This window comes from Pseudomonas sp. JUb42 (assembly GCF_024807945.1).
Lineage (GTDB): Bacteria > Pseudomonadota > Gammaproteobacteria > Pseudomonadales > Pseudomonadaceae > Aquipseudomonas.
In genome coordinates this window covers 122,766-147,748 of sequence record NZ_JANUFD010000013.1, presented here as the reverse complement: position 1 = coordinate 147,748, position 24,983 = coordinate 122,766, and the positions used below count along the sequence as shown (strand labels likewise).

Annotated in this window: 19 protein-coding genes; 4 read left to right on the top strand and 15 right to left on the bottom strand. The window is 54.1% G+C overall.

The window, feature by feature from the left end; translation table 11 throughout:
• Positions 1-28: 28 nt before the first annotated feature.
• Positions 29-283 carry a hypothetical protein gene (locus M2401_RS24150; RefSeq protein WP_259106624.1) on the bottom strand — a complete coding sequence of 85 codons (255 nt, stop codon included), beginning with the start codon at positions 281-283 and terminating at the stop codon, positions 29-31.
• A 117-nt stretch (positions 284-400) separates the two neighbouring features.
• Between M2401_RS24150 and M2401_RS24145 the strand changes: the two genes are divergently transcribed.
• Positions 401-1,276 carry a YafY family protein gene (locus tag M2401_RS24145; RefSeq protein ID WP_259106622.1) on the top strand — a complete coding sequence of 292 codons (876 nt, stop codon included), beginning with the start codon at positions 401-403 and terminating at the stop codon, positions 1,274-1,276.
• On the opposite strand, the gene M2401_RS34725 is transcribed toward M2401_RS24145, so the two are convergent.
• The 5 genes from M2401_RS34725 to M2401_RS24125 form a co-directional block, all read right to left on the bottom strand.
• Positions 1,267-1,527, bottom strand: coding sequence for a YkgJ family cysteine cluster protein (locus M2401_RS34725; protein WP_409033976.1), 261 nt, complete (start codon positions 1,525-1,527; stop codon positions 1,267-1,269). The genes M2401_RS24145 and M2401_RS34725 overlap by 10 nt on opposite strands.
• 2 nt (positions 1,528-1,529) lie before the next feature.
• On the bottom strand, positions 1,530-3,152 hold the full coding sequence (locus M2401_RS24140; protein ID WP_259106620.1) for a hypothetical protein: 1,623 nt from the start codon (positions 3,150-3,152) through the stop codon (positions 1,530-1,532).
• Positions 3,153-3,206: 54 nt separating this feature from the next.
• A complete protein-coding gene (locus tag M2401_RS24135) occupies positions 3,207-4,394 on the bottom strand; it encodes a hypothetical protein (RefSeq protein WP_259106618.1) in 1,188 nt (395 codons plus the stop codon).
• Between the two features lie 18 nt (positions 4,395-4,412).
• Entirely contained in the window at positions 4,413-5,432 is a 1,020-nt protein-coding gene (locus M2401_RS24130) for a YafY family protein (RefSeq protein WP_259106617.1), read from the bottom strand.
• Positions 5,433-5,580: 148 nt separating this feature from the next.
• Positions 5,581-5,721, bottom strand: coding sequence for a hypothetical protein (locus tag M2401_RS24125; protein ID WP_259106615.1), 141 nt, complete (start codon positions 5,719-5,721; stop codon positions 5,581-5,583).
• Between the two features lie 780 nt (positions 5,722-6,501).
• Here M2401_RS24125 and M2401_RS24120 point away from each other — a divergent pair.
• Together M2401_RS24120 and M2401_RS24115 are read left to right on the top strand one after the other, a co-directional pair.
• On the top strand, positions 6,502-7,311 hold the full coding sequence (locus M2401_RS24120) for a hypothetical protein (protein WP_259106613.1): 810 nt from the start codon (positions 6,502-6,504) through the stop codon (positions 7,309-7,311).
• Between the two features lie 492 nt (positions 7,312-7,803).
• Positions 7,804-8,106: a hypothetical protein gene (locus tag M2401_RS24115; protein ID WP_259106612.1), complete on the top strand. Its 303-nt coding sequence runs from the start codon at positions 7,804-7,806 to the stop codon at positions 8,104-8,106.
• Positions 8,107-8,136: 30 nt separating this feature from the next.
• Here the strand turns inward: M2401_RS24115 and M2401_RS24110 are convergent, their stop codons facing one another.
• From M2401_RS24110 to M2401_RS24085, 6 genes are all read right to left on the bottom strand, one after another.
• Positions 8,137-11,511 (bottom strand): DEAD/DEAH box helicase family protein, encoded by a 3,375-nt coding sequence (locus M2401_RS24110; RefSeq protein WP_259106610.1) that lies wholly within the window; start codon positions 11,509-11,511, stop codon positions 8,137-8,139.
• Positions 11,511-11,942 carry a hypothetical protein gene (locus M2401_RS24105; RefSeq protein ID WP_259106608.1) on the bottom strand — a complete coding sequence of 144 codons (432 nt, stop codon included), beginning with the start codon at positions 11,940-11,942 and terminating at the stop codon, positions 11,511-11,513. Before M2401_RS24105 ends, M2401_RS24110 begins: the two co-directional genes overlap by 1 nt.
• The gene (locus M2401_RS24100) at positions 11,906-14,674 is read right to left on the bottom strand and encodes a site-specific DNA-methyltransferase (RefSeq protein ID WP_259106606.1); all 2,769 of its coding nucleotides are present in this window, start codon (positions 14,672-14,674) and stop codon (positions 11,906-11,908) included. The genes M2401_RS24105 and M2401_RS24100 overlap by 37 nt, the downstream gene beginning before the upstream one ends.
• A 37-nt stretch (positions 14,675-14,711) precedes the next feature.
• A complete protein-coding gene (locus tag M2401_RS24095; RefSeq protein WP_259106603.1) occupies positions 14,712-17,633 on the bottom strand; it encodes an SNF2-related protein in 2,922 nt (973 codons plus the stop codon).
• A complete protein-coding gene (locus M2401_RS24090; protein WP_259106601.1) occupies positions 17,630-18,541 on the bottom strand; it encodes a YafY family protein in 912 nt (303 codons plus the stop codon). The genes M2401_RS24095 and M2401_RS24090 overlap by 4 nt, the downstream gene beginning before the upstream one ends.
• A 343-nt stretch (positions 18,542-18,884) precedes the next feature.
• Positions 18,885-20,429 (bottom strand): hybrid sensor histidine kinase/response regulator, encoded by a 1,545-nt coding sequence (locus tag M2401_RS24085; RefSeq protein WP_259106599.1) that lies wholly within the window; start codon positions 20,427-20,429, stop codon positions 18,885-18,887.
• A 598-nt stretch (positions 20,430-21,027) separates the two neighbouring features.
• On the opposite strand from M2401_RS24085, the gene M2401_RS24080 reads away from it, so the two are divergent.
• The gene (locus tag M2401_RS24080; protein WP_259106598.1) at positions 21,028-21,267 is read left to right on the top strand and encodes a hypothetical protein; all 240 of its coding nucleotides are present in this window, start codon (positions 21,028-21,030) and stop codon (positions 21,265-21,267) included.
• Positions 21,268-21,318: 51 nt separating this feature from the next.
• Here M2401_RS24080 and M2401_RS24075 read toward each other — a convergent pair whose 3' ends face one another.
• The 3 genes from M2401_RS24075 to M2401_RS24065 are packed head-to-tail and all read right to left on the bottom strand — an operon-like array spanning position 21,319 to position 24,847.
• Positions 21,319-22,260 carry an ABC transporter substrate-binding protein gene (locus tag M2401_RS24075; RefSeq protein WP_259106596.1) on the bottom strand — a complete coding sequence of 314 codons (942 nt, stop codon included), beginning with the start codon at positions 22,258-22,260 and terminating at the stop codon, positions 21,319-21,321.
• A 30-nt stretch (positions 22,261-22,290) separates the two neighbouring features.
• Entirely contained in the window at positions 22,291-23,271 is a 981-nt protein-coding gene (locus M2401_RS24070; protein WP_259106823.1) for an ABC transporter permease subunit, read from the bottom strand.
• A 31-nt stretch (positions 23,272-23,302) separates the two neighbouring features.
• Entirely contained in the window at positions 23,303-24,847 is a 1,545-nt protein-coding gene (locus M2401_RS24065; protein ID WP_259106595.1) for a sugar ABC transporter ATP-binding protein, read from the bottom strand.
• Positions 24,848-24,983: the final 136 nt, after the last annotated feature.

Below are 24,983 nucleotides of genomic sequence, written 5' to 3'. Positions count from 1 at the left end.
TTAAGAGATTGGGCGAACGCACCGCGCTTCACGCCGCCGGTACCAACGCCATCAGCAGCACAACCTTTCCCTGCAGCTGCTCGACATGCGCCTTCTCGGCACGCAAAGCCGAGCGCAGCTCTTTATTCTCGATTGCGCAACTGCCCTCCCCCTGTATCTCCTCTTTACTCATGAGCATCATCTGCCAGATTTCACGCACCTTCAGAGCCTGCATCAACAGCACAACCAGGATTACTCCCAGCAATATCAGTGCTCCGACAGCGACCACATCCAACCCGTTCATACCCTTATCCTTGATGGCTCGGGACATCCCGAAGACAGCCACACGATATGTAATTTAAAATTACACGTCTATGATGTAGACTTATACAGGTAAGAAACTCACACACATGGAGGGGACATGAAGCGCAAGCAATCCATCGAACAAGTCCGCTGGGACCTGGCACTTCGCTATCGTTTGATCGAAACAGTGGCCTGGTGGGAGGGCCGCCTGACCACGGGCCACCTGATGCAGAGCTTCGGCATCAGCCGGCAACAGGCATCCAAGGACATCAATACCTACATCAACGAACATGCGCCCAAAAACCTTACATACAACAAACAAATCAAGGGCTACATACCGAGCAAAGTCTTCAAGCCCTTGTTCATTGATGACAGTGCCAGCGCTTACCTGCATCTGCTGTATCAGAACAATGCTCGTGCTCCGCACATAGAGGGGCTCGCCCTGGCGTACGCACACACCAAGGTGCTCGAGGTCCCTGACCGCTCAGTAAATGCAGAGATCCTGCGCCCATTGCTCAAGGCTTGTCGCGAAGGTCGGCGTCTAGATATCGACTATGTGTCGTTGAATAGCCCTGAGCCAGAAGGTCGAACCATTGCACCACACACGTTGGTGTATAGCGGCATGCGCTGGCACGTTCGTGCCTATTGTGAGAAAAACCGCGAGTACCGTGACTTTGTACTGAGTCGACTACGCGGGGTCCCAGAAGTCAGGGAGGGTGTAACCGAAAACGGTATCGGCGATGACGAAACGTGGAACACCGAAATATCGGTGATAATCAAGCCGGACCAACGATTAGCCACTGCTCAACAAGCCATAATCCACAATGATTTCGGTATGATCGACGGGCAGCTGCTGATCACCACTCGCCGCGCCTTGGTGAAGTATGTGCTGCAGCGCTTCCAGATTAATCACAAACACCACGATCCTGCGCCCGAGGCCCAGCAGATCGTGGTGGGTAATATTCAGGAACTGAAACCGTGGCTCTATGATTGAAAAGCGAGCACCTGGCAAACCTGCAGGTTCAACTCCACGAACTCATCCCAAGCGTAACGCTCGGCGTAATGCATTCGATACTGTCGATCGACCCGACAAATATCGGGTCGGTCGACATAGATCGTGCAGTGCTTGCTGTCTTCGCTGAAATGTCGACACACCCCGTCGCCTCGATCGAGAAATCGGGTTTGCTCGGCTAGATGAACATTTCGGCAGCACTGCCCACATTGATTACAGGGAAACGCACGCATATCTAACCCAATGACCCCAACCATGAGCGAGTACTCGCGCCGTTGCCCATTTCAAAGGGAAGCTCGATATCACGCTTGGCCAGTTCCACCTTCAGGTACATGTTCCGCTGCATCTCGTCGTTACAGGCCATCAGCTCCTGTGCGAACAGTGCGAGATCCTCCACATCCAGGTTGAACTCTAGCTGTCCCAACTCCGTTAGGTAGCGGTCCAGTTCAGTGTTGATAGCCTGGAAGTTCTTAATCATCCCGGCGTGTGGCATGATGGATTCAATAAACGCCCAGACTTTAAGAGCCATACCGCTATGCAGCATGAAGTAGTTGAGGCCGAGGGTAACGACGCCAGTGACAAGGGCGCTAACAAAAGCTGCCAGCTCTCCACCGAATGGAAACCCGCATAGCGGCATCAAATGGCTATAAGCGATCGACCCCACGACAGTGGCGGCGCCAACAGACGACAACGAGATCACGGCCTTACATAGATCGACAAAGCCCAGCTGTTCCGGATTGAAAATGATCAGCTTTATAGCTTTGACCAGTTGCCCCCAGATTTCCCGGATAATCTTGACCGCCATTTTCTGCGTCGCGGCAAAAATGTTAAATATAGTGGTGGTCACGCTAGCTAAAATACCAGCGAATGCACCGTCCTTGAAAGCGATCAGAAAATCATGAAACCGCGCTTGCACGCGTACCCAAATACCCTTTAGTGACTTATTAACGCTGTCCAGAAATGCTTCTAGATCGAACTTATCCTTGAGCTTTTCGAACAAAGCAGGCAATTGCGCACGCAGCTCGAACCAAACCTCAGCCATGACCAATCCCAGCATTTGCCGAGTCCCCATGTTCAGGCCTGCTAAACCAGAGGCAGTTGCAGTCTGTTTCAGGAAGGAACTGCTGGTGTAGTAAGTATGATTAATCTGCTGCTCATAGCCAGCACGAGCTGCTTCATCTCGCTTGCGCATTTGCTCAGGGTCAATGGCCATAAGCTCTGTGAGCTTGTCTTCGGTTTTGCGGATGCCGTCCTCGAGAACACGGACCTTGTGCTGCTGCTCAGGCGTATCACGCGGCATACTGGCAAGTCGCAAACGATCATTTTCCAGCGTCTTTTTATGATCTTCGAGAAGCGTGGGCAGCCTGTCGAGATAACTACTGATGGATGCCTGCTTCTTAGACTTGTTTACAGTCTCGTGAGTAGACTGAAGATTGGAGTCCTGATTGGCCAGTTCCACCCCATCGAGGCCGGACAGTACACGCCCTGCATCATCGTGAATCTCCTTAGCGCTGATGACATGGTCGAGGTTACGTTTCTCGTCCACACTCATCTTGGTATTGCGGTAGGGATCATGCAGCGAACCAGCCTGATGGGCTTGCTTGTCCCACTGCCCAGTCGCAATGTAGTTCTCGTGTTGATGGTAAGGATCAGCGTCGTATTTCTCGCGCTGTTCGTATCGCTGCTTTTCCGCCTCGGTGGCCCAGATACCCTGGCGGGCATTGTTAACTGTGTTGACCTCGCCACCGAGCTTGTCCTTGAACAGCAGGAAGTCCAGTCCGAAGCTGGTCGCGAGACTATTGACCACTGTATTTTCGAGCTCTTCAGCCCAAGGATACGATTTCGCTGCTGCGTGCATGATGGCACCCGTGAGAAATAATTGAGGAATTGAGGCAAGAAGTTCTGAGATAAATCAGGCGGAGCCAATTCTTCCGGCTTCGGTAGCAGCCAGAACCAGAGCGTCAGCCAGCTCTGTGTCGTTCAGAACCATGGAGCCATCCGCATCTGTTTCCATTACGGGTACATCGTCTTTTCCTTCCACAACCTCACCATCCACCTTCTTCATTTTGAAGATTGGTGTGGTGATCACGTTGACTAGAATCGCTGCCAAGGCATAGCCATTCTCGATAGCACGGATGATTGAGTCGTTGAATTTAGAGAGCTCGCCCTGCACGTCGGCGTTGCGACTCTTGGCATCCTCAATCACGGCGTTGATGTTCTTCAGTGTTTCAAAATACCGGCTGAACTGGCCGTGAATGGCTAACAACGTGAGCTGGATCTCGCCGACGTACTCCTTAGTCTCGGCGAGATGAGTTATGGCTCGGCCCAGTTTCGCCACTGCTTTAGTTACCTCACCATCAGCCTTACGAGCATTTTTCACAGCCTCTTCGCCATGGCTGTTATAGGCCCATCCAGCAATTGCAAGCACCGGTGCCGCCACAGCCGCGCCGAGGATGGCCGTCCCACCGGCGATACCGAGGCCACCAGTAGCAAGAGAGCCGCCGCCAATGGCCGCCATTGCGGCGTTGGAAGCGGCAACGCCAGCGAGGGATGAAATAGCAGTGCCGGTGGAGGCTGCACCCAGAGCCATGACTCCACCATAGATCGCAAATCCTGCGGCGGCGCCTGCGGCACCTGCTCCAGCGACACTGCCCAATACGCCAATCGCGGTGTAGCTATAATTCTCAACCTTCTGCAACTTGTGCTTTGGAATTTTGATCTCAAGCTTCTTCTGGCGACCAGCGTTCAGCTGTTGCAGCAACTTGTCTGCCACTGTCTTGAATTCATCAAAGCTCTTGCCGATTTCAAGTTCTTTTTTTCCAAGTGATTCAAGTGCTGAAGTCGTCTGCTTTTCTTGCTGGTCAAAAGCGCTCTTCTTCTCGTCATAGCGAGCCTGTGCGCCTTTAACGATTTCGTCGGCCTCTGAGTGCAACTGATGCCCGTCGTAGCCTTTCTTGGCACCATATGCAGCTGTGATCAACGCAGCAGCACCGATGATAAGCGGGAGTGGCATAGCAATATCCTTATGTGGGTTGAAAAGCTCAGCGAATCGTTTTTCAACACTTTTTGTTCGGTCGAACTCAAAAGTGATGAGATGCAAAATGGGAGCCCTGCCAAGTCATGAAGCAAGGTCTTCCGTATAGAGGGCCTGCATGGCCTGCAAACGTTGGCGAATTTCATCCACCCAGGTTTGCGGCGCATGCACGCGAATGTTGTCGTTCAGTCCGAAGATCCACCAGAGCGTCTCACGGTCAAGCGGCACACTGGCACGCAGGCGTTTCCATTCCGATGAAGGAATGTCGCTCAGGGTCTGCTGGTGGCTTAGAGGCGTTTCTCTCAACAAAGTAGCGATCTGTGGGTGAACGTCAGCAACCAGCTCTGTCTGAATATCGGATTGGCGATAGCTGAAAACACCGCTGGCAATGTACTCATCAATATCAAATTCGCTTCTAGTCTCAGCAGGCTTATCCGTAACCTGGATGTCGCGAATCCGATGCAATGCGAACTGGCGCGTGTCTTCATAGTCGTCCACAGTAGCCAGAAGGTAGCTTATGGCATGCCTAGAAACCAACCCCGACGGGTGTAGGCAAAATTGCTTAAGCGTATCTTTGCTGCGGCTTTGATAGGAGACGTGCAACTGCTTTTGCAGCAGCAGGCCGGCTGAAACTTTCGCCCATACTTCTGAAGCAACCGGTGCGGGCAGAAGAGACTTGCCATTAGGCAGTGCACGTACTCGCCGTGCCCAATCGGCGAGCCCGTTGCCCTCAAGAGCATGCAAATAGTTACGAGCTCGACGAAACTGCGGACCGAGTTGGTCCAGCACGCTCTGCGGCAGAAGGCTCACCAGATGACTTTCTGACAGATAGAGCGCTAACGCGGTGGGCGCGTCCATATCCTGCAAATCCAAAGGCGCATCGCGAGTAAAACTCCACCGAAAGGGCGTCTCGCGTTGATCACATTGCAGGGAAAAGGGAATAGACAGGCGATTCAGGTCGCGCTGGATTGATCGCAGCGTTACTGAAAATCCACGGTCAGACAGTTTTTCCAGCAACGTCGGAGTTGCAATGCGCTTGGGTTCAGTAGGAATCAGGCGCAGCAGGGCAAAAAGCCTGAGCAGCGTATCCTTCGCTTGAGACATGGAAACTTCCTTGTGCTGAATGCCACTCGGCCGCTTTAGGTCTGGAGCAAGGGCAGCGCAGATGCTACGCGGACAAATGGCGTTATGCCACCAGTTTCTGGTGCATTTGCTGCGGGTATCTGCCAGATGAAATCCGAGCAGGGCGCTCTCAGTCGCAGCCATCTGCTGGCCCCTTGAAGGATGACGGGCGATCTTGCTTTTCGCGCTTTAGATTGCTGTATTCGCGGTAGAGCTCGAAGCCTTTCTTTAGAACGACAGCGAAGCCGATAACGGCAAGTAGGTTTTTCATAGGGGCGGCATCCTGGACGTTTTTCACAGTCTGCGCGGGTCAGGCGACAAAGCCTGTCGCGCTATCTCGATGACGGTATCCCGTCCGGCCAAGTCATCGACTCGGCGCGCAAAGCAGGGCAAGGCAGCACTTAACTTAAGTGGGCACAAATTCGGCTTAAGAGGGTATTTCATGCTGACAGCGCGTCGTTACTAATCCAAGTCCTTCAAGGCCCAGATCATTCAGAGTGCACCCAACCAGGAGCCTCGCTTTTCAGCATCGCACTCAGCCCTAGCGTTAACGCAACCCTCGTCCATGAATGGATTCGAGTGGCGGCGCAGAAAGGCACCGTGCTGCCACCTGCATTCAGCCCGCTACCCATGACATTTCCGCAGCAAATTCGCAGGTAGCGTCATCGAATATTGCGTGGAAATCCAGAACCATCCGGCTCCGTTATAGTTAAACTGGCCAACTGAAAGTGCTGCTACCTGCGCGACTTTTCTTGGAGGCCTTTTGCGATGTTTCGCATCGACTATATCTAGCCCGCCACCGAGCTGATGGCCGCGCGTTCTGGTACTGGAACTACCTTGGCCAGAGTCATAGCAGTGTTCGGATCAGCGTAGCCGCACTGCGCTTATGCAGACCGCTTGACGCGGGTGACCAGCCAGATGCGCCTGTGGACAGATGACACGCTCTGATCGGCGATCCGATCTTGGGCGATGGGATCCTCGACAGGGTGGCTATTTTCATAGTTCCACACCTTGCCATTTCGAAAATTAAACAAAGGGAGCTTGTTAAACGATGACAAATATAGTGATCTGGAAAAACCAAGCCACGTCGGAGATATTCGCAGCCGCTGATTCGCGTCTCACAAATCCCAAACTGATGACAGATCAAGCATCTAAGATTCTGCCGCTTGATGTGCTGAGTCACCGCTTGGTTGATGAGCCCTATCCTAATTGGCAGGGGATGCTTGGGCAAGGTCTGGGTTTTGCATATGCAGGGGCCATCGCGCCAGCTTTGATGACTTATATGCTAGTAAGCAAGATAGTGGGGTCGATGGGGTGTATGCCGGTGAGGTTGCCGTCACTTGAAAGTATTGCTACGTTAGTGGCGGATGTTGGCGTAAAAATGATCTTCGATGTTGCAATGGCTTACCCTTGTGATAATCCCCCAGTTTGCGAATTCGCAATTTTCGGTGATGATATTGGAGAGGAGCAATCTCCTAAATTCTATAAGGGGAATAATAGCGCATTTCATGTATATCCGACTGTGGAAGGTGTTTTTTCCTTGAAGATCTCGCGAGTCGATTTTACTGCTGGTGAATATCTGGTCATGGGCGACAGGGTGCAAGGGTTAAGCGACGAAATTGATAGGCTAGATCCTGAAAAGCAGTTTTTTAATATGGAGCCCAGGATTGCTTTGCAGAACAGAATTTCAGGTCAATCAGTTGAAAGTGTCGGTGGGACATTGCAGCTATTTTCAGTGTCGGGTAATACGCTACGGCAGCATATTGGTGGGAATGACAGCGCTGAATACTTGGGTTATAGCATAAAAGATGCCGAGGATATTTTAGAGGTGGGGCTTCCACTATTGAGAAGTGGTCGATGATAGGGGGGTATTGAAGAACTTTCTGCTGGGAGTTTTATGCTCAGGTTGTTTGCCGGTGGTATTTCGTGCTCGCTTATGTTCGTCATCATTTTATACCCCGCTTTTTCCAGAAGGGATGGTGGGGGAGGCGGAGACCCCGCGCACTGCGCAGCCTACGATGAGGCCCATCTGACTCCGCAATGGTAACCAAAGTAGGCGCCGATGGTGGGTTCTCTGAGGGCATGTGACTGGTCGCGGTAGGGATGGCAGTTCTCCCCTCCATCGAGAAAATCGTCGCCGATGGGCAATGGTATCCGCATTGGGGAAATGAAATGCATGAGGTTCAGTTTTCCACGATTTTGGACTACCTTGATGATCAGATGCAGACCATTTGTAGCGAGCTGGAGCTGATCACTAGCCAATACCGAAGCTATTGGCTAGCAAGCCAAACTGAATTAGTCCAGTTTGCTGAAATCAAGAATCTACGGCCCCTTAAGGTAGATCCGAAAACCTATGAAACTGCTCAACACCTACGACGACCGCGACGAAGCTGAAGAGGCTGCGGAAAAGCTAACAGGCGTGAAGCGTCTGGCAAGCGAGCGTGATGCCACTGTTGTTATCTATAACCTGTTCGGCATTCCGAGTTGGGGCAACTTCCATCGCCTGGGCATGTACAACCTGAGCGAGCTGAAAAGCCTTTTGGATCGCCGTGCCAGTTGGCAGGTTGCCGAGCAGATCCGGCACGCCGAAATTGTCGCTACGCTGAATACGGTTGCGAAAAACCATGCGATTGACATCCCAGCTCACGGGCTTTAATTCCTGAAAGCCAATGAGCCATCAGTCATCTCAAACTATCCGTGCAAACATATTGCTCAGATAGCTGTCGCGTCCGTCCTCCATAAACAGTACATGACGATCTTCCAAGTCAGCCTTCTTCGTTGCATCGGCGACATTGAGCAGATCAGCAAACCTCGTCGGTGACAGAATAAAAGCATTCAAGACCAAGCAAGGCTCACCAAGCTTAGCCTGAACAGCAAGTGTCGCTTCTAGATTCTTCACTTCCGTGTATAGCCCAAGCTTGGGGTCAGATAAATTCAGGTTCCGCAGGCCTTTAGGATCCACAAAGCTCAGCCATTGCTTGCCAGTGGCATCATCAACAAGCCACAGCAGGAAATCTGGATAGAAGTTACCAGCCAGCGCGAAACCCAGTCCTTTTGCTTGGCTATCAGCATTGCGCAGCAAGTAAAGACTGCGGCCTCCGATGGCTGCCTGGCCCTTAGGCGAGTTGTAGAACGCCTCCAGGTCTTGAACAAAATCCCATTCGCTTGGCGCATCAAAAGCCAGGGGACGCATCTTCAACGGAACCGCGTCTTTGTCTTCAAGTGATAACAGCGGATAGTACAAATGGCGATCAAAGCTGATGGCGACCATGTGAGGCGCATTCCACTTACTGGCCTCACCGATCTTGCCGTCAGCTAGCAATTTCTTCAGCACTTCCAGACGCTCCTGATACTCTAGACCGTCATCCGTGTTTTCGATCTCGAACTGATAGAGTTTCAGCATTGACCCGTGGTCTTCTTCCATGCGGATTACATCGTAAAACTGTCCTTCGTAGCCAGTTTTCAACGCTTTGTAGAAGCGGTCGGTGTAATCAGTCACCAGACGAATGAGGGTGTCCTCCTGCTTACGAATGTCGTTGAACCCCGCCACCGACAACTCCGCCGCTGGAACGTACAGCGTGTACCAGTCAGATGAGCTCGCGCAGAAATCGATCAGTTTCTGACGATCCAGCCGTAGGTTGCTCCAACTACGTTGCAGCTTGTAATCCTGCAAGGCTAGATAGATACGATCCCAGTCGAATAGAGTGAACAGCGCTCCGTTCAGCTTCCCCTTATGGCGTGCTTCAACCGTGGCAACCACGGCCTTATCCTGCGTGGACAGCGCTTCGACTCGTGGATATAGATCAAGTACCACATGAGGGTTTTTGATCTTGTCCTTGAACGTTTCGGGAATTTCGTACAGCAGCGGGAAGTGCGTACGTTTGAACCCCAGCTTCTGGTTGTCCTTGTAGCCATCTTTTAAGGTCAGCGTCTTGAGCGTGCAGGCAGGCAGGTTCGGCCTGGTTTCAAAATCCAGGTGCAGGATTTCGTCACTGGGGGTGATGCCTTCTTCGCGTAAATAATCCTTGAAGGTGGCCATATAGCTGGCACGCACCCCGAAAATATTCAGCGTCTCCAGCTTGTCCAGATGTAAGCCTTTTGGCCGCTCATTTGGCAAACTCCGTTTTAGCGAAAATCCCTTGCCCTTAAGGCGCACACCGCGCCCGAACAACTGGATAATCTGCGAGCCTTCGCCTTGCCCCATGTTGAGTAAGCCCATGGTAGAGACACGCCAGCTGCTCCAGCCCTCAGTAAACTTACGCGAGCCGACCAGCATGTTGAGCCGACTATCTCTGTTATTCAGAGTACCGAAAAGAGCACCACCGAAATCGTCACGTTCACTATCGAAATCATCGACATTCTCTGCCAGGCCAAAAAAGCCTGCATCGTCACCAATATTGATGAGGCCGAAAGGCTCAGCATCACCCACACGCAATGCCAGCTCACCTTTGCTGCTCTTAATATTGACCAGCTTCAGCCGCTGCCTAGCCGGCGCATTGAACACTCGATGCAGGATGTCGGCATACAGATCTTCCGGCTTACCAACGAAGCTCATAAGAGGACTGAAACGCCCCTTGAAGATATTGTTACCCTTCGCATCAAGAATCTGAGCTTTGTCCGCAATTAGGTCGCCGAGCCATACCTTGATCTGCGCATCATTGTTCAGAAAATAAGCAAGAAAATTGACCACTTCCAGGATGTCCGACTCCTCACCAGACACCCTGTTGCCCACGAACACCCAAAGCGGCTTTTCGATGTTGAAGTCGGTCAGCTTGTCGCGGTGAGTGCTCCAAAGCCAAAGCTGCTGATAGAAAGCCAATAGGCAGGCAGTGAAGTATTTGCGGGCGTACTCCTCCTGCTCGTAGGCCTCGCCGTTCATGTTCAGAATCAACGACTCTTTGCCGTAGCCGTCTTCGTAGAAAAACTTGTAGGAGTAATCGAACAAGATGCACTTGGCGTAGATCTCACGGGTTGCGGATATACGCGCTAGGCGTTTTTCATCGCTGCTCAGAGCTAGCTGCACCAGCTGGCTGTCATCCAGCTTCTTCAGACTGACTGTCTCGAAGAGCATCTTGGATTTCTTTTTCTGGATGTCTTCCTCCGCTGCAGCCACGGTCATTCCTTTGGCTACAGCCTGGCCGAAAGTAGCCGAGTACTCGAAGGCAAAGCCGCCGCGCACCAGCGCATCACGCCGGCTCATCCAGGCACCGCCGGCTTTACCTGTACCGGAATGGCCTTCGTCCACCAACACCAGGTTGTTGCCTTCGAAGGCATCCACCGCTACAACCTTGTCCCCCATCTCATCACCAAGCTTGTTGATGTCGATGATCTCGATGGTTCCGCGCGCAGGGTTCTGCGCCTTGTTGAAGAACTGAGCAAAACCAAAACCCGACAGATGCAGCTCTTCCAAGTGCTGACGCGACAAGCCCTCATTGGGCGTGAGCAGAATAATCTTGCTCGGGTAGCTGTCATGCTGACCTGCTTGGAAATAGTGCAGGTACTGCTTGATGTTGACGTGCAGTAGCAGCGTCTTACCACTGCCTGTGGCGTTCCAGAAGGCGACCTTGTTCAGATCGTCTGCCTCAAAAACTTTAAATTGCTCCGCACCGGCTTCAGAACGGTAGCGCAGCAACTCCTCATTCAGACCATCCAGCAGGGCCTGACGCTTGTTGAAATACCAATCCAGATAAATCTCGGTGAACAGCAGCGACAGGTACTGAAAGTACTTCATCTGCAGTTCATGGCCTTCCAGCTTGTTGCGCTGAACGGTGATGGCCTGCCAATGACCCACGATGCTCAGGTCATAACGCAGTAGATCGGCTTCTGACACCCGATCTACTTCGAATAGGTTGCGTCTCAGCTCATGGAAAAATTTGGTTTGCCCGTCCTCGTCGATACCTTCGTGTCGGTCGTCACCCAGGCGCAGCTTCAAGGCACCCAGGTTACCGCCCTTGAAGAACCCCATCATCCAGCGATTGAGTACTAACTCCTGGTGAAAGCTGCGCTTTTTTCCGACAGGCCTGGTGCCTGCAGTCGCGATAGTCTTGCGGGGACGCGCCATCAGATGTCCTCCACCGAGAACATACGCTGCAGAAATTCAGGCTCAATCTGACGCAGCTTGAGCACGCGGGTGGCACCGCCTTCCTCTGCGGTCTGCATCAGTACTGTCGGGATGTTGTGGTCACCGTTGATGTAGACCACGTCAAACTCGTTATCTGCCGGGTTAATGGCAAGCCGGTCGCAGAGTTTACTCACACCTTCGTAATTAAGTATCTCGCAGTCACGCCACAGCACCAGGCAGCTCTCGCCGCTAGGCAGTGTGCCAGTGACGGTCACAAATCCACGCTCTGGCTGAGCATCGATATGCCGAACGCGTAGCCCGATCAAATAGTTGAATGTTTCGACTAGGTCGATATTGCGAGGCTCAAACGCGCCCGCCGAATCGACCGCCACGTTCAGCGTGTACTCGAAAGGTTTATTGAAATCCTGCACGGAAAGCAGCGAGTCGCGACTTCTATATCCAGCATGTAATTCAGCAGATAGTCGTCTTGGGTCTGCTGATTCAACAGGGACAATGTTTCACCCTGCTTGGCATCCCGGCGCAGCTGCAGATTATTCAGCGTGTCTTCGTAGCTTTCGAGTTTGATAACCTTGATGCACTGGGAAATGCCAGTATCGGGCGCAGTTGGCTTACCGTCTTTCCAGTCGGCCGAATAAACAACTTTTAGGATGCGCGGCTTTACGACCGTATCAAAATAGCTTCCTTGCTCAACAAGAATGAAGCGATGCGATGCTTTTGTTTCTCGACCAATCCGGAGAACGGCTTCCCCTGTGGTGCCCGAACCAGCAAAAAAGTCCAACGTGATGCTTTCAGGTTCTGCGGCACCACATGAGCGAATGGCATCCTCTACAAGCTTCTTTGCTTTTGGGAAATCAAACGTCTTTTTTCCAAAGAAATCCTTCAACTCAGAAGCGCCATAGTTTGCAGAGGCGTACTCGCCCTTGTCCCACCAGGTGACTGGTGGTGCTTCATCATCCATGCGCGTCTTGAAGTCAATGGTTATCGCACCATCGTTAGCTCGACGAACTCGATATTCGTCATATTCTGTCGCCACTCGTTTATGACCACGTTGCCATCGCTTCTCAATACGTTGACCATTTTCAAACTTGACGGGATACACCAGCGCCTCATCCTCCATTGGTCGTTCTAAGAGAACGTAGTCTTGTGTTTCCTCATCCCACTCCATCTTCAAGATGCGAATATTATTCTGTGCATTCACAGCGATCGGGTACCACGACTTCGGACGATCCTCCCGCCGGTCTCCACTACCAGCACGAATGAAATTCATCCACGAGTATCTCCCTTGCTCGTCCTCTAAGGGGTATCGAGCAGCTTTACTTGCGCTGTACCCAATGGTGTACGGCAAAGACTTATCACTTTTACCATAAAAAAAGGCGTACTCATGGACAGGGGAAAACTTACCCTTTGCCTTTCGACTCTGCGGGTTTGACTTAACAACAGCAACACCGACTTGCTTCTCAAATGTCGAGTTAAGAACTTGAATTAGCGGTGACGCCTCCTGATCATCAATGGCGACGCTGATCAGTGCATCTGCTTGCATAAGACGCTTTGCTTGATCGAGCCTAGTCTGAATTAAAGAGAGCCAGGAGGAGTCTTTATATCCATTCTTGTAAATGATGGCGGAAGCATCCGTGTTATACGGCGGATCAATATAAATGCAGTTCACACGCTCGCGATACTTCTCCTGTAAAAATGAAAGACCCTGAAAATTGTCACCATTGATGAGCAGGCCATTCACGCTTTCATCAATGTTCTCAATACTCGCCACTAGTTTCTGCACGACCGCAGTATTGAACAGACTGGTGTCCACCATTCGATACGGTGCAGTTTTCAAATCCTCCGCCGTACCCGGCGAATCGCTTGACCACAGACCCAGCGTCTTCCACTGCTCCCATTGAAGCTCATTGGCGGCAATCTCGGCATACAACTCTTCCGGCACCCGATCCATCGTGATGCAGTAATGGCTCGACACCACAAACTTCTTCTTCAGCCAGAGCTTTTTCTGAAAGTCCTCCAACTGCGCAAGGAAAGCGATCAGTTCCAGCGCGATGACGCGTAGGCACTGAATCATGCGCAGATTCTTCTCGATGTCCGCAAACGCTCCAGCATTCTGCACGTCGTCCAGATGAAGCACTTCGTTCTTGATGTAGAAATCCAGCTCGCGGCGAAGGAAGCTGCCCAGATCCTTGTGGATGAAGTAGTCCGCTGTGTTCTTGCTGGTGTAGTCGGAGAGATGCTTTTCCAACAGAGTGCGCTGTGGGTTCTTCTCTGTGGGCGCGCGGTTACCAAGCGCCAGCCACCGTGATTTGACAGCAACGTCTGCTAGCACAGCGTCTACTGCTTTAGTGACTAGTGCTTCCTGCTTGGTACCTTTCGGCTGTTCGGCGTATTCGAAGCAGACGATTAGCTCCTGCGTCCCGTCTGCGCCATCTACTTCTTCTAACGGCAGAGTGCTGTTTTCGTACTCATCGCCATTCTCATCTATGGTGAGGACGGTTTTTGGCCTGACCAGCGCAAACCGTCGTTCCTTGTCGTTGTCCTTACGATTATCCTTAGCGGTATTGGCGGCGGTAAGCCGGAAGTGCACTTTGCGACCGTCATCCAACTTGAAGCTGTAGTTACTAAAGCTCTCGCCGCTCTTGGTGTAGTACTGGTCCTTATTGGCCCAATGCAACATCACCTCTTCCCCGGCATAGGGAATGGCGTAGGTGTCGCCCTTGTAGCGGCGCTGGCTGATGAAATCGCCGTTGTCGTAATAACGCGAGAAGAACGTGAGCAGATGCGAGAACACGGCGTTTTCGTGTTCGCCATAGCCGGTGGTGGCTGCTTTTAGCTTGTTGCGCAGCTCCTGCACCTTTGGTACGCCATCAGGACTGACGCCCAATGCCAGGGCATTTTTCTCCGCCTCCTGCAGTTCGGCTTGCAGCTGCTGGGTGTTGGCGGCATTACCTACAGCCAGTGCGGCCTGTACTTTTTCAGTCAGCCGGTTCTCCAGGTAATCGTTGATCTCATCGGCTCGGGCATTGAGGATGCGATAGATGCCAAAGTCGAGCTCCGGTCGGTCGATCTGGAATATCTCGCGCAGCTTGGTCACGAGCTGCTGGAATTTAACGTTCTGTTTAGCGGTCACGGCTGCACTCATAATTCGGGCCTTAATTCGTTCATTTCCGATGCTCGGTTCACACCACCTGCCAGCGCAGGGTGAACAGCGATTGGGTGTCGGTTCTTTCTTGCAGCCGTTGCTGCAGAGACTCAATCAGCGCATCGCGCTTCTCGATGATCTCGTCCTCAACGGCAAAAATTTCCTGGCGCTGACGGCGCTGTTTACGCTCCAACTCAGACAGCTCAAGCTGGATGGCCTCCTGCTCTTGCAGCGTCGTGGCTTTGCGGGCATCGCGCTTTAGTTGGGCAATGCTGGCTTTGGTGTTCTTAAGCGCTTCCTCAGCAGCGACGAGCTTGTCATCTGCCCAACGCTCCAGCTTGTCACGCTCTTCATTGAACAGTCGCTGGTTGGCCTCCAGCACGCTGGCAATGGTGGCCTGCACCAAACGCTGACTGTTCGCCGCTAGGGCATTGGGTACTGCATCATTAATAGCTAAGGGCTTTCCAGCCGCAGGAATGGTCAGCAGTTTTTCGCAGACTTCCTGATCAAGCAATTCACCATCGTCAGTCTGGCCTGAGAACAACAGCGCCTCGGTTGTCTCAAAGGCTGTAACTTCGAGTCGCAACAAAGTAAGCCAGCCGGACTTGCCGAGGAGCTTTTCAATGACTGAGATGCGTGTGCCGTGCTTGGCGTAATCGAGCTTAAGCAGGGCGATCGGAGTAGAAGCGTTGAGACTTGTGGCAATACTCCACTCGCCCAGCGGATGGCTGAGTCGGTAGGCGTTCGCCAACATATCGGGTTGAGCGGCACCGCGGATGAGCTGATAGCGGCCAGGCACAATTTGCAGAGCCTCAACATCTGGCGGGCTGGTCAGCCAAAAGGCATACGTTTGATCATCAAAGCGTGCCCGCTCACACAGGGCATAGCGGGTCACCCCCCAGAACCAGCGCCCTAGTCTGTCGAGCCGGGCTTCAGCTTCGTCCAGTCGTAGCTTGAGGCGGTCGTGAACATCCTCATCGAAGTTCTCCAGCAGCTGGGACTGGGTGTCCTTTATGCGGTCATTGATCGCTTCTTCTAGCTCTGTCTGCAACGCATTAAAGGCAGCTTCTATCTGATCTGGCTGGCGACAGGTATCGTATATTTTCTGTATGCGTTTCTCGAAGTCCAGGCCACCTTCGATGCTGCCTAACACCTCATCACTGGCACCGAACACACCAGAAAACAGGCTGAATTTTTCAGTCAGCAACTCCAATACGCGCTGATCTGCCTGATTGCGGGTGTTGATGAAGTTAATAACCACCACATCGAATTTCTGACCGTAGCGATGGCAGCGACCTATGCGCTGCTCGACCCGCTGTGGGTTCCATGGGAGATCGTAGTTAATTAGCAAGGCGCAGAACTGCAGGTTCACGCCTTCAGCAGCAGCCTCTGTGGCGATCATGATTTCCGCGCCGCTGCCATCGATCTTGCGAAAATGATCAATCAGCGCAGTGCGGCGGTCTACCTGGGGGGATCCGGTTATCCGATCAGTGCCTTTATGTTCAGTCAGCCACTGCTGGTAGATAAGGGTGGAGTCGGGATGGTTGTTCGTGCCACTGAACAGCACCAATTTGCCGTCATAACCACTGGCAGACAGGAACTGATGCAGGTACTCCTGAGTCCGTTTTGATTCGGTGAATATGATGGCCTTACGCGAGGCCCCTAGCTCAGCCATGCTGGCAAAGCCTAGTTGCAAAGCAGTGAGCAGGGACTGAGCTTTGGTATCAGTACGCAGCCCATTTGCGAGCTCAATGATGGCCGTCAGCTCACCTATTTCTGCCTGGATAAACTGTTTTTTATGCTCTGGGCTTTGCATAAGCGGCTGTGAGGGCAGCTGTTCATCCGACTCAGGCTCTTCTTCTTCTTCTTCTTCTTCTTCGAGATAGTCGGTTTCAAGGTCATCCTCTTCTACCCATTGCTCCAGTAGGTTGATCTGCTCTGCCGAGGCTTCGTCTACTAGCATCTGCTCCAGCCGAGCCCGAACGGTAATCAGCGTGGCAACAATGGCCGGGGTGCTGGATGCGAGCAGTTTGCGAAGAATTAGGCCTGTGAGATGGCGCTGGCTTTTGGGCAAGGCAAAAGAATGTTCGCGTAGCAGGAAATCAGACACCTGATCGTAAAGCGCGTGTTCACCATCCGTTGGACTGAATGGCTGGGTTATAGCCTTGCGCTCGGTGTATTGGATGTACTCCAGCACGTCCTTACGCAAAGTGCGTTGAGTGAAGCCAGCCAGCCGTCCTCGCAGCTCCTCCAGTCCAGCAGGGTTATTCAGATACTGCTTGCGAAAGGCTTTTTCATCGCCAAACAGATGCTCATCAATGAGGGTGGACAGCCCATACAACTCCATCAACGAGTTCTGCATCGGCGTAGCGGTTAGCAGCAACTTCTTGCGGCCTTCCAACGCCCGGCGCAAGGCCTGGCCGGTTCGGTTGCTCTGACGGTGAGCATTGCGAAGCTTGTGAGCTTCATCGAGAACCACTACATGCCAGGGAATGACGCGCAGTTCAGCTTCAAGACGAGCAGCAAACTGGTAGGACATAATCAGGACTGATTTGCCAGCAAGATGCTGCAAAGTCTCAAGTGCGCTGCCGGATGACTGCTTCTTGAGTGCAACGGCATCCAGCACAGTGCAGGGCACGGCAAACTTCTCTGACAGCTCTTGCGCCCACTGCTTACGCAGGCTGGCCGGGGCAATAATCAGCAACCTGCGACTGCGCTCCGCCCATAGCTGACAGACAACCAGCGCGGCTTCGATGGTTTTGCCCAAACCTACTTCATCTGCGAGCAAGACTCCTTGCTGTAAAGGATTGCGTAAGGCAAACAGTGCGGCCTCGATCTGATGAGGGTTCAGATCAACACTGGCGTCAAACAGGGACTGAGATAGGCGGTCAACGCCATCGGCAGCATGGCGTCTTGTTAACTCGTGCGCGTAGTACTTGGCGTGGTAGGCAGAAATCATTTTTTTGCTCCTGCCGTACGCTCCGGCTCCGAGTATCCTGGCGCTAGCACAGCGTTTTTAACGCCGTATATTGCCAATGAGTCCTTCAGCCAAAGACGGTGCTCCGGCCCTCGCAGGCTATGGTCCGGGGTACAGTCCACGCGCCATTTGTGCAACACATAGCCCACCGTTGCAGCACGCAGTTTCATTCGCAATACGCCTCCATGCATTCCGTAATCCATCTCGGTAATTTCCGGGTGCGGCTGATCCGGGTGCGGCACCAACTCCAACTCAACAATGCGCGTCCACTGGATATCCTGATCGCTCAGCTCATGGGTGGCAGGCGACTCCTCCTTGAGCAAGCGCGGGCGTTTGATTCGCGTGATTACAAAGTCACGAAACTCTTGGTTTTTGCGATCAAAGGCTCGTACATGCCAACGCAGTCCTGTATCGATCAAGGCGAAAGGCACAATCTCACGTTTGGACTTACCGCTGGAAATAGAGTGGTACTCGATAGCCAGGGGGCAGCCCTGATGAATGGCGCGCGTAACACTCGCCAACACATCCAAATCAGGGTTCGTCAGACGGAAAGGAATCTCACTGGGCACCCAGGTTTTGAGCTGCAGCGGCTCGCCATCACCGAATGCCTGTGTCAGCCACGACATGACTCTTTCGGCCGGGTAATTGAACAGCGAACAGAAATCCGCGCCCAAGACGTAGGCCTTCCCCTTAGCGTCATAGTCGATGTTGCCGGGTGCTAGCTCTCTATACAGCGCAAGATCTCGGGTGGCTGCAGCAGACTGAATGGCAAAACGCTCGACCAAATCCTGCCGCCGAATATCTCCAACGAAGCGCACGCGCAGCTCGATAAAAGCCAGGCGATCGCGCTGTGGCTGAGCGAGTTCTGCAAGAGGGGTTAAGGGCGTCATATGAGTTAGAGGCACTTGATCTGAGTGTTAGAGCGGATCTTATTGCACGCCTTAGGCGTACGTCCATATTTGTATTTTACAAACATGGTGGTGCTCATTTTGATTACCAGCCGCTTTGGTATCCCAGATGGTATCCCGGACCGCCAAAATCCGAAGGCATCCCAAGGGATACAATCGAATTCTTTACTGACCTCGGAGGTAAGATTCGCAAATTGAGTCTGAAGTGACGCTCTGGAGAGTACGGTCATACTTTGATGCCGTATGAGGCGCAGGTTCCGCTCAGTCCTCTACCGATCTGCTGGCCCGGGCGAGCCCAAGGGCCCGTCCCTTAGGTAGATCTTGCTCAAGCCACTCCCCAAGATGGCAGCTGCAACCGTAAGCGCGTCAGGTTCGCCTCGTCATCGACTTCCAGTTCTAAGCTACCTTTCTGGGCCTCGGCTAGTAATTTTGCTGAGTAGGTACCAAGACCCGTACCGCGAGAATTACCATGGCTTGCGTATTTTTCGAAGAATCGTGACCGAAATGTTGCGGGTACCGCCGGTTGATTCTCTATTACCAATTCAATAGGGTCGGTAGGTGTCAATGTCAGCCGCACGCGACTTTTCTCGGGAGCCGCCTCGCAGGCATTCTTCAGCAGGTTGTTCAACAGGGAAAAGCACAGTAGTGCATCTCCACTGGCTAGCACTGGTGCCGATTCGCTGGTGTCTTGCGCCGCCACCTCGATGGTCAGTTTTTTTGCCTGATAGGTCAGCCTGGCCGAATCGCATAGGCTCCGTACCAGGGGTAGCAGTTCGACCGTAACCGGCTTAAGTTCGAAACTACCGGTCTCAATTTTGTAAATGTCGCCATCCAGGTCGATCATCCCTAACAGGTTCTGGCTATCGGCTTCCAGGCTGTGCAACATTTGCAGCTGGCGCGGCAGCAGATTGCCGCCTTCGAGCAGGCTGCGGGCCAAGCCGAGGATATTGCACAGCGGCGCCTTCAGATCATGACGTGAAATACAGCTGGACTCCTCGCGCAACTGCTCCAGCTCCATCATGGTGTCGTATTGCTGCTGTAGATCGTTGCGCTGCTCGACCAGGCGTAACAGATTGCTCACCCGAAGGTGTAGCGACTTGGGATCCACCGGTTTACTGACAAAATCCACTGCGCCCAGCTCCAACCCGCGCAGTTGTGCTGCCGGATCGTTCATCGCGGTGATAAAGATGATCGGGATGCGGCTAGCACTGGGATGGCTGCGCAGATGCTGGGCCAGCTCGAAACCATCCATGTTCGGCATCATTACATCCAGAAGAAGCAGGTCTGGCGGGGTCTCGGAAGTACAAATGGCCAACGCGCGGTGTCCGTCGCGCACTGCCAGTACGCGGTACTCGTCCTGAAACAGTCCGGCAATTAGCGCCAGGTTGTCCGGTACGTCATCGACCACCAGCAGTGTCGGACGGCATTTCTCCTCCGTTGACTCTTGAGGAGCTGGTTCAGCAATCACTGGTGGCGAATGCAGCCGGGGACGGTGGTTCATCGCACGCACTATGCGCAGCGAAAGGTCATTGGCGGTATAGGGTTTGATAAGAATGTTGCTGACCCCGGCAGCGATGGCTTCGGTGATTTGGGCGCGGGAGCTCTCTGCGGTAATCATGATGAAAGGCAGCATGGCCAACTTGGGGTCACTGCGGACCTCGCGCAACAGGGTGAGGCCATCCATGACCGGCATGTTCCTGTCGGAAAGAATTACGTTGACCTTACGAGCCCTTAATAGCGTAAGTGCCTCTTTACCATTGGCAGCAGTTAGTATCTGTCGTGCACCCAAGCGCTCTAGTTGGCTACTGTTGACCTTACGCATAGTGTCCGTGTCGTCGACGACTAAGAATACGGTATCGGCGGTGATCATAATGCCTAGGTTCCAGGTGGAGGGATGGGGCAACGCCAATCAGGTGTTTCTTGCCGGCTCGCCCTGCAGCACAGCCAGGGCTTGGTCGAAGACCAAAAGCTCGACCTGTTGGGCAACTAGCGCAAGGCGGATTAGTCAGCAACTGATCGATCGGCTACCGGCGCAGAGCCTCGCGATGCATCTGAAAAGAGAGGGTAGACCAGTATTAGAAGTACAGGGTACTTGTACCGCCCAGTAGGCGGCCTTGCTACAGCGACTCAATGCTGTGCGGCCGCTAAAGCAAGTGGTATCAGCTCTGACGCACTGGCTGGCCGCCATGCTCGCGTCCACCCTTCAAACAAGCCAATCTATTTACTGTCGTTTGCATCTCGGTTGGGCGGCAGTACCACAGAAGCTAGCCAGGCCGTGCTGAAAGCCCCTTTAATACGGGCTACAGAGGTCCCTCTGCGATCCACCAAACAAAGCGTATATAGAAAAGCACTTGGCGATCCCGCAGTGCCTTTGTTAAGCCTAAACATCTAATTTTTCTAGCCACCATCCCCTTTTCAGCCACAATGCCAATCCCCTCGCGCCCGACGCCACCAAGAGACGCCGACCCATGCCCCAAGAAAAACTCGATCTGCTACGCCTACAAAAGCCCATCCGCGACGAGATGAACGATCTCCTGCGCGCCCTCAACGCCGCCAGCACCCGCAAAGATCTGGAGGCCGAACGAGCCCTTCAGATCGAGTCGATCCAAACTCTGGAAAGCACCCGTAAGCTGCGCTCGGCCGATGCTGAAGCGCTGTACATCATCTTCGACGACGCAGTAGAAGCCCGTCTGGAAAATTTGCCGTAGGACGCCGGAAGGCGGACACCACCGTGCCCACCTACCCGGACCTTCAAAGCATCAACGCTTACTCGACCACCCGCTATAACCCGCAACGTTATCCCGAGTGATCAGCTTCGGCGCGAGCAGGGTCACTGCTTCGCTCGGTGCTTTGTCATTGATCAGGTCATTGCCGATTTTCACTGCGGTCTGGGCCATGGCCCAGGGGTCTTGGCTGGCGCTGGCCTGGATTGACGACTCGGTCTTCAGTGCATTTTCGATATCCGGTGCGCCGTCTACCGAGGTGATGACGATACCGCTGCGTTTCAGTTGGCGGGCGGCCAGGTCGCTGCCGATGGCTTGGGGGTCGTTGATTGCGAACAGCCCGTCGATTTTCGGGAAGCGGGTCAGGTAGCCCTGCATCACATTCAGGCCGCCTTCACGAGAGCCCTTGCCGTCCTGGTCGTCGGACAGCACCCTGATGTCGGGCGCGCCAGCCAATGCGGCTTTGCAGCCTTTGACCCTGTCGGTGACCGCCGTCACTTGCGGGCCGTTCTGGATGATCACGTTGCCTTTGCCCGCCAGCTTGTCGACGATGAACTGGCAGGCCAGTTTGCCTGCCTCGACGTTGTCGGTCTGCACTGTGGCATTGACGCCCTTGGCGTCGACATCCACCGCTACCACCACTATCCCGGCATCCCGGGCTTTCTTGATCGCCGACGCCATGGCGGAGGGGTCTACGGCGTTGAGCAGGATCAGATCGACCTTGGACGAGATGAAGTTATCGATCTGCGAAAACTGTTTGCTCAGGTCGTAGTCGGCCGACACGGAGGTGACCTTGACCGCCGGGTTGAATGCCTTGGCCTGGGCCGTGGCGCCGTCGGCCAGGGTGACGAAATACGGGTTGCCCAGCGAGCCCATGCTGATGCCCAGGGCCTTGAGTTCGCGCGCCTGCACCGCTTGCGACATCAGCAGGGCCAGGCTCAGGGAGACGACAGCAGGAAAGATGCGTTTGAAGTTCATGACGATTCTCTTGTGATTATTGTTAGGAAATCAGGTTCGCGTACCGGACTGGCGGTAGCGATCCAGCGCCACGGCACCGATGATCACGATGCCTTTGATGATGTACTGCCAGATATCGGATACCCCCAGCAGCACCAGGCCATTGGTCAGTACGGCGATGATCAGGGCGCCAATCAAGGTGCCGCCGATGGTGCCGACGCCGCCGACAAAACTGGTGCCGCCGAGGATCACCGCAGCAATGGCATCCAGCTCATAGGATTGCCCCAGTTGCAGGCCATTGGCGGCGAACAGGCGCGACGCACTCATGACCGCGCCCAGACCCGCCAAAGCGCCAGACATGGCATAGACGAACAGCAGCACTTTCCATACCTTGATCCCGGACAGGCGCGCCGCCTCGGGATTGCCGCCCACCGAGTAGATCTGCACGCCCATCACGGTGCGGCGCAGGATGAACCACGACAGCATGACCACGGCGATGGCAATGACCACCAGCCAGGGCACGCCAAGAATCGAGTCATTGCCGATAAAAGCGAAGGGCAGATCCGGGTTGAATACCGTCTTGTCGTCCGCCAGTAATCGCGCCAATCCACGCATGGCGGTCAAGGCACCGAGGGTGACGATAAATGGCGGCAAACGCAGAAACGCGATTAGTCCGCCATTGACCAGGCCCAGCAACAGGCCAAAGGCGATACCGGCAAAAATCCCCAGCATGCCAAACTGTGGCGACATGGATGCCTGCAGGGCCACCACTGCGGACGCGGCGAGAATCGCGCCGACCGATAAGTCGATCCCGGCAGTCAGAATGACAAAGGTCATGCCTGCCGCCAGCACCACGTTCACCGAGGCTTGCTGGGTGATGATCGACAGGTTTTGTACCGTGAGAAAGTTCTCGCTGGCCAGGGCGAAACCCACCAGCAACAGGATCAATACCGGCAGCATGCCGACGCTGCGCATCAGCTCGCGAATACGCTCGCGCCTGGCGACGGTTTCAGGGGTTGCCGGGGTTGCCATGCTCATCGGGTTATTCTCCATCATGTTTGGATCAGCCATGAGCGGCCACCTGCTCGCCACCTGTGGCGAAGTCGATAATGGCTTCCTGGGATATTTCATGCCCGGACGCGCCGCCTACCTGGGCGACCAACCGGCCTTCGCGCATGACCAGCACGCGGTCGCAGGTGCCGATGATTTCCGGCAGCTCACTGGAGATCACCACAATGCCCACGCCCGCTTTCGCCAGCTGATTGATGATGCGGTAGATCTCCGATTTGGAACCGATGTCCACGCCCCGGGTGGGCTCGTCGAGGATCAGTACGTGAGGCTTGACCTCCAACAGCCGCGCCAGCAGGACTTTTTGCTGATTGCCCCCTGACAGCGCGCCGACATTGACCTTGCCCGAGGCAACACGGATAGACAGCGAGCGGATGGCATCGGCGGCCCTTTGCGCAGCGTGCCTGCGGTCAAGTACTCCGCCCGCACGGGCGTCGGGAACACAGGCGCAGACATTGATGTTGTCGGCCACGCTCATGTCCAGAAACAGCCCCTGGGCCTTGCGATCTTCAGTGAGGTAAACGATGCCGGCAGCAATCGCGTCGGCCGGATTGCGCAACAGCGTCACGGGTTTGCCGGCCACTTCGAGCGTGCCGCCGGTACGTGGGTCGGCGGCAAAGATCAGCCGGGCCAATTCGGTACGTCCGGCACCGACCAGCCCGGCGATACCCAACACCTCGCCGACATGCAGATCAAAACTGCAGCCACGCACACGCTTGCCATCGGCCATGTCCCGCACGCGCATCACCACGGCGCCGGGGTCATAGGCGGCGTGCTCTTTTTTGTAGAAGCCGGACAGGTCGCGGCCCACCATCATTTTGACCAGCACCTCGGCCGATAGCCCGCTCCGGGCCAGCTCGCCGACATACTCGCCATCACGCAGCACCGAGACCCGGTCCGACAGCTCATAGATCTCGGCCATGCGATGGCTGATGTAGATAATCGCCAGGCCCTGACTGCGCAGTTGCTTGATCAGGCTGAACAAGCGATCCGTCTCGCGGGACGACAGCGGCGTCGTGGGTTCGTCCATCACCAGAATCTTGGCGTGGGCATGCAAGGCGCGAGCGATTTCCACCAGTTGGCGCTCGGCAATCGACAAAGTGCCGACCACGGTGGCCGGTTTGAACTCGGCCCCCAGGCGCGCCAGGACCTCGATGCAGCCGGCCTCCATGCCCTTGCGGTCGACGGTCCAGCCACGGCGCAGTTCACGCCCCAGGTAAATGTTTTCTGCCACGGTCAGGTTCGGGCACAGACTCAGCTCCTGATAAATGACGGCAATACCCAGGTCTTTTGCGGTGCCGGGGTGGTAGCTGGCGATGGGCTGGTCATTGATGCGGATTTCCCCGCCATCATCGGCCTGGTAGGCACCCGAGAGGATCTTCATAAGGGTCGATTTGCCAGCACCGTTCTCCCCCATCAACGCGTGAATTTCACCGGGGAAGACTTTCAGGCCGACATTTTTCAGTACTCGCAGACCACTGAAGGTCTTGGAAATGCCGCGCATTTCGAGCAGGGGAATGGCATCAGTTTCAAGGTGCATGACGACCTCGTTATTTATTATTTTTGTATGTAGGCCATCTCGACAAAAGGAGGTCGATTGGTCTGACTGCGCTCGACTCTAGACACAAATATTTTCTTACGCAAGCACTAGAGAAACGTTTCAGCCATACGGGTTT

Excerpts from the sequence above, each read along its gene's own strand:
- M2401_RS24130 (WP_259106617.1), bottom strand. The coding sequence starts at position 5,432 with ATGTCTCAAGCGAAGGATACGCTGCTCAGGCTTTTTGCCCTGCTGCGC.
- M2401_RS24140 (WP_259106620.1), bottom strand. The coding sequence starts at position 3,152 with ATGCACGCAGCAGCGAAATCGTATCCTTGGGCTGAAGAGCTCGAAAAT.
- M2401_RS24095 (WP_259106603.1), bottom strand. The coding sequence starts at position 17,633 with ATGATTTCTGCCTACCACGCCAAGTACTACGCGCACGAGTTAACAAGA.
- M2401_RS24110 (WP_259106610.1), bottom strand. The coding sequence starts at position 11,511 with ATGGCGCGTCCCCGCAAGACTATCGCGACTGCAGGCACCAGGCCTGTC.
- M2401_RS24065 (WP_259106595.1), bottom strand. The coding sequence starts at position 24,847 with ATGCACCTTGAAACTGATGCCATTCCCCTGCTCGAAATGCGCGGCATT.
- M2401_RS34725 (WP_409033976.1), bottom strand. The coding sequence starts at position 1,527 with ATGCGTGCGTTTCCCTGTAATCAATGTGGGCAGTGCTGCCGAAATGTT.
- M2401_RS24085 (WP_259106599.1), bottom strand. The coding sequence starts at position 20,429 with ATGATCACCGCCGATACCGTATTCTTAGTCGTCGACGACACGGACACT.
- M2401_RS24090 (WP_259106601.1), bottom strand. The coding sequence starts at position 18,541 with ATGACGCCCTTAACCCCTCTTGCAGAACTCGCTCAGCCACAGCGCGAT.
- M2401_RS24125 (WP_259106615.1), bottom strand. The coding sequence starts at position 5,721 with ATGAAAAACCTACTTGCCGTTATCGGCTTCGCTGTCGTTCTAAAGAAA.
- M2401_RS24150 (WP_259106624.1), bottom strand. The coding sequence starts at position 283 with ATGAACGGGTTGGATGTGGTCGCTGTCGGAGCACTGATATTGCTGGGA.
- M2401_RS24070 (WP_259106823.1), bottom strand. The coding sequence starts at position 23,271 with ATGGCAACCCCGGCAACCCCTGAAACCGTCGCCAGGCGCGAGCGTATT.
- M2401_RS24100 (WP_259106606.1), bottom strand. The coding sequence starts at position 14,674 with ATGAGTGCAGCCGTGACCGCTAAACAGAACGTTAAATTCCAGCAGCTC.
- M2401_RS24115 (WP_259106612.1), top strand. The coding sequence starts at position 7,804 with ATGAAACTGCTCAACACCTACGACGACCGCGACGAAGCTGAAGAGGCT.
- M2401_RS24075 (WP_259106596.1), bottom strand. The coding sequence starts at position 22,260 with ATGAACTTCAAACGCATCTTTCCTGCTGTCGTCTCCCTGAGCCTGGCC.
- M2401_RS24145 (WP_259106622.1), top strand. The coding sequence starts at position 401 with ATGAAGCGCAAGCAATCCATCGAACAAGTCCGCTGGGACCTGGCACTT.
- M2401_RS24080 (WP_259106598.1), top strand. The coding sequence starts at position 21,028 with ATGCCCCAAGAAAAACTCGATCTGCTACGCCTACAAAAGCCCATCCGC.
- M2401_RS24120 (WP_259106613.1), top strand. The coding sequence starts at position 6,502 with ATGACAAATATAGTGATCTGGAAAAACCAAGCCACGTCGGAGATATTC.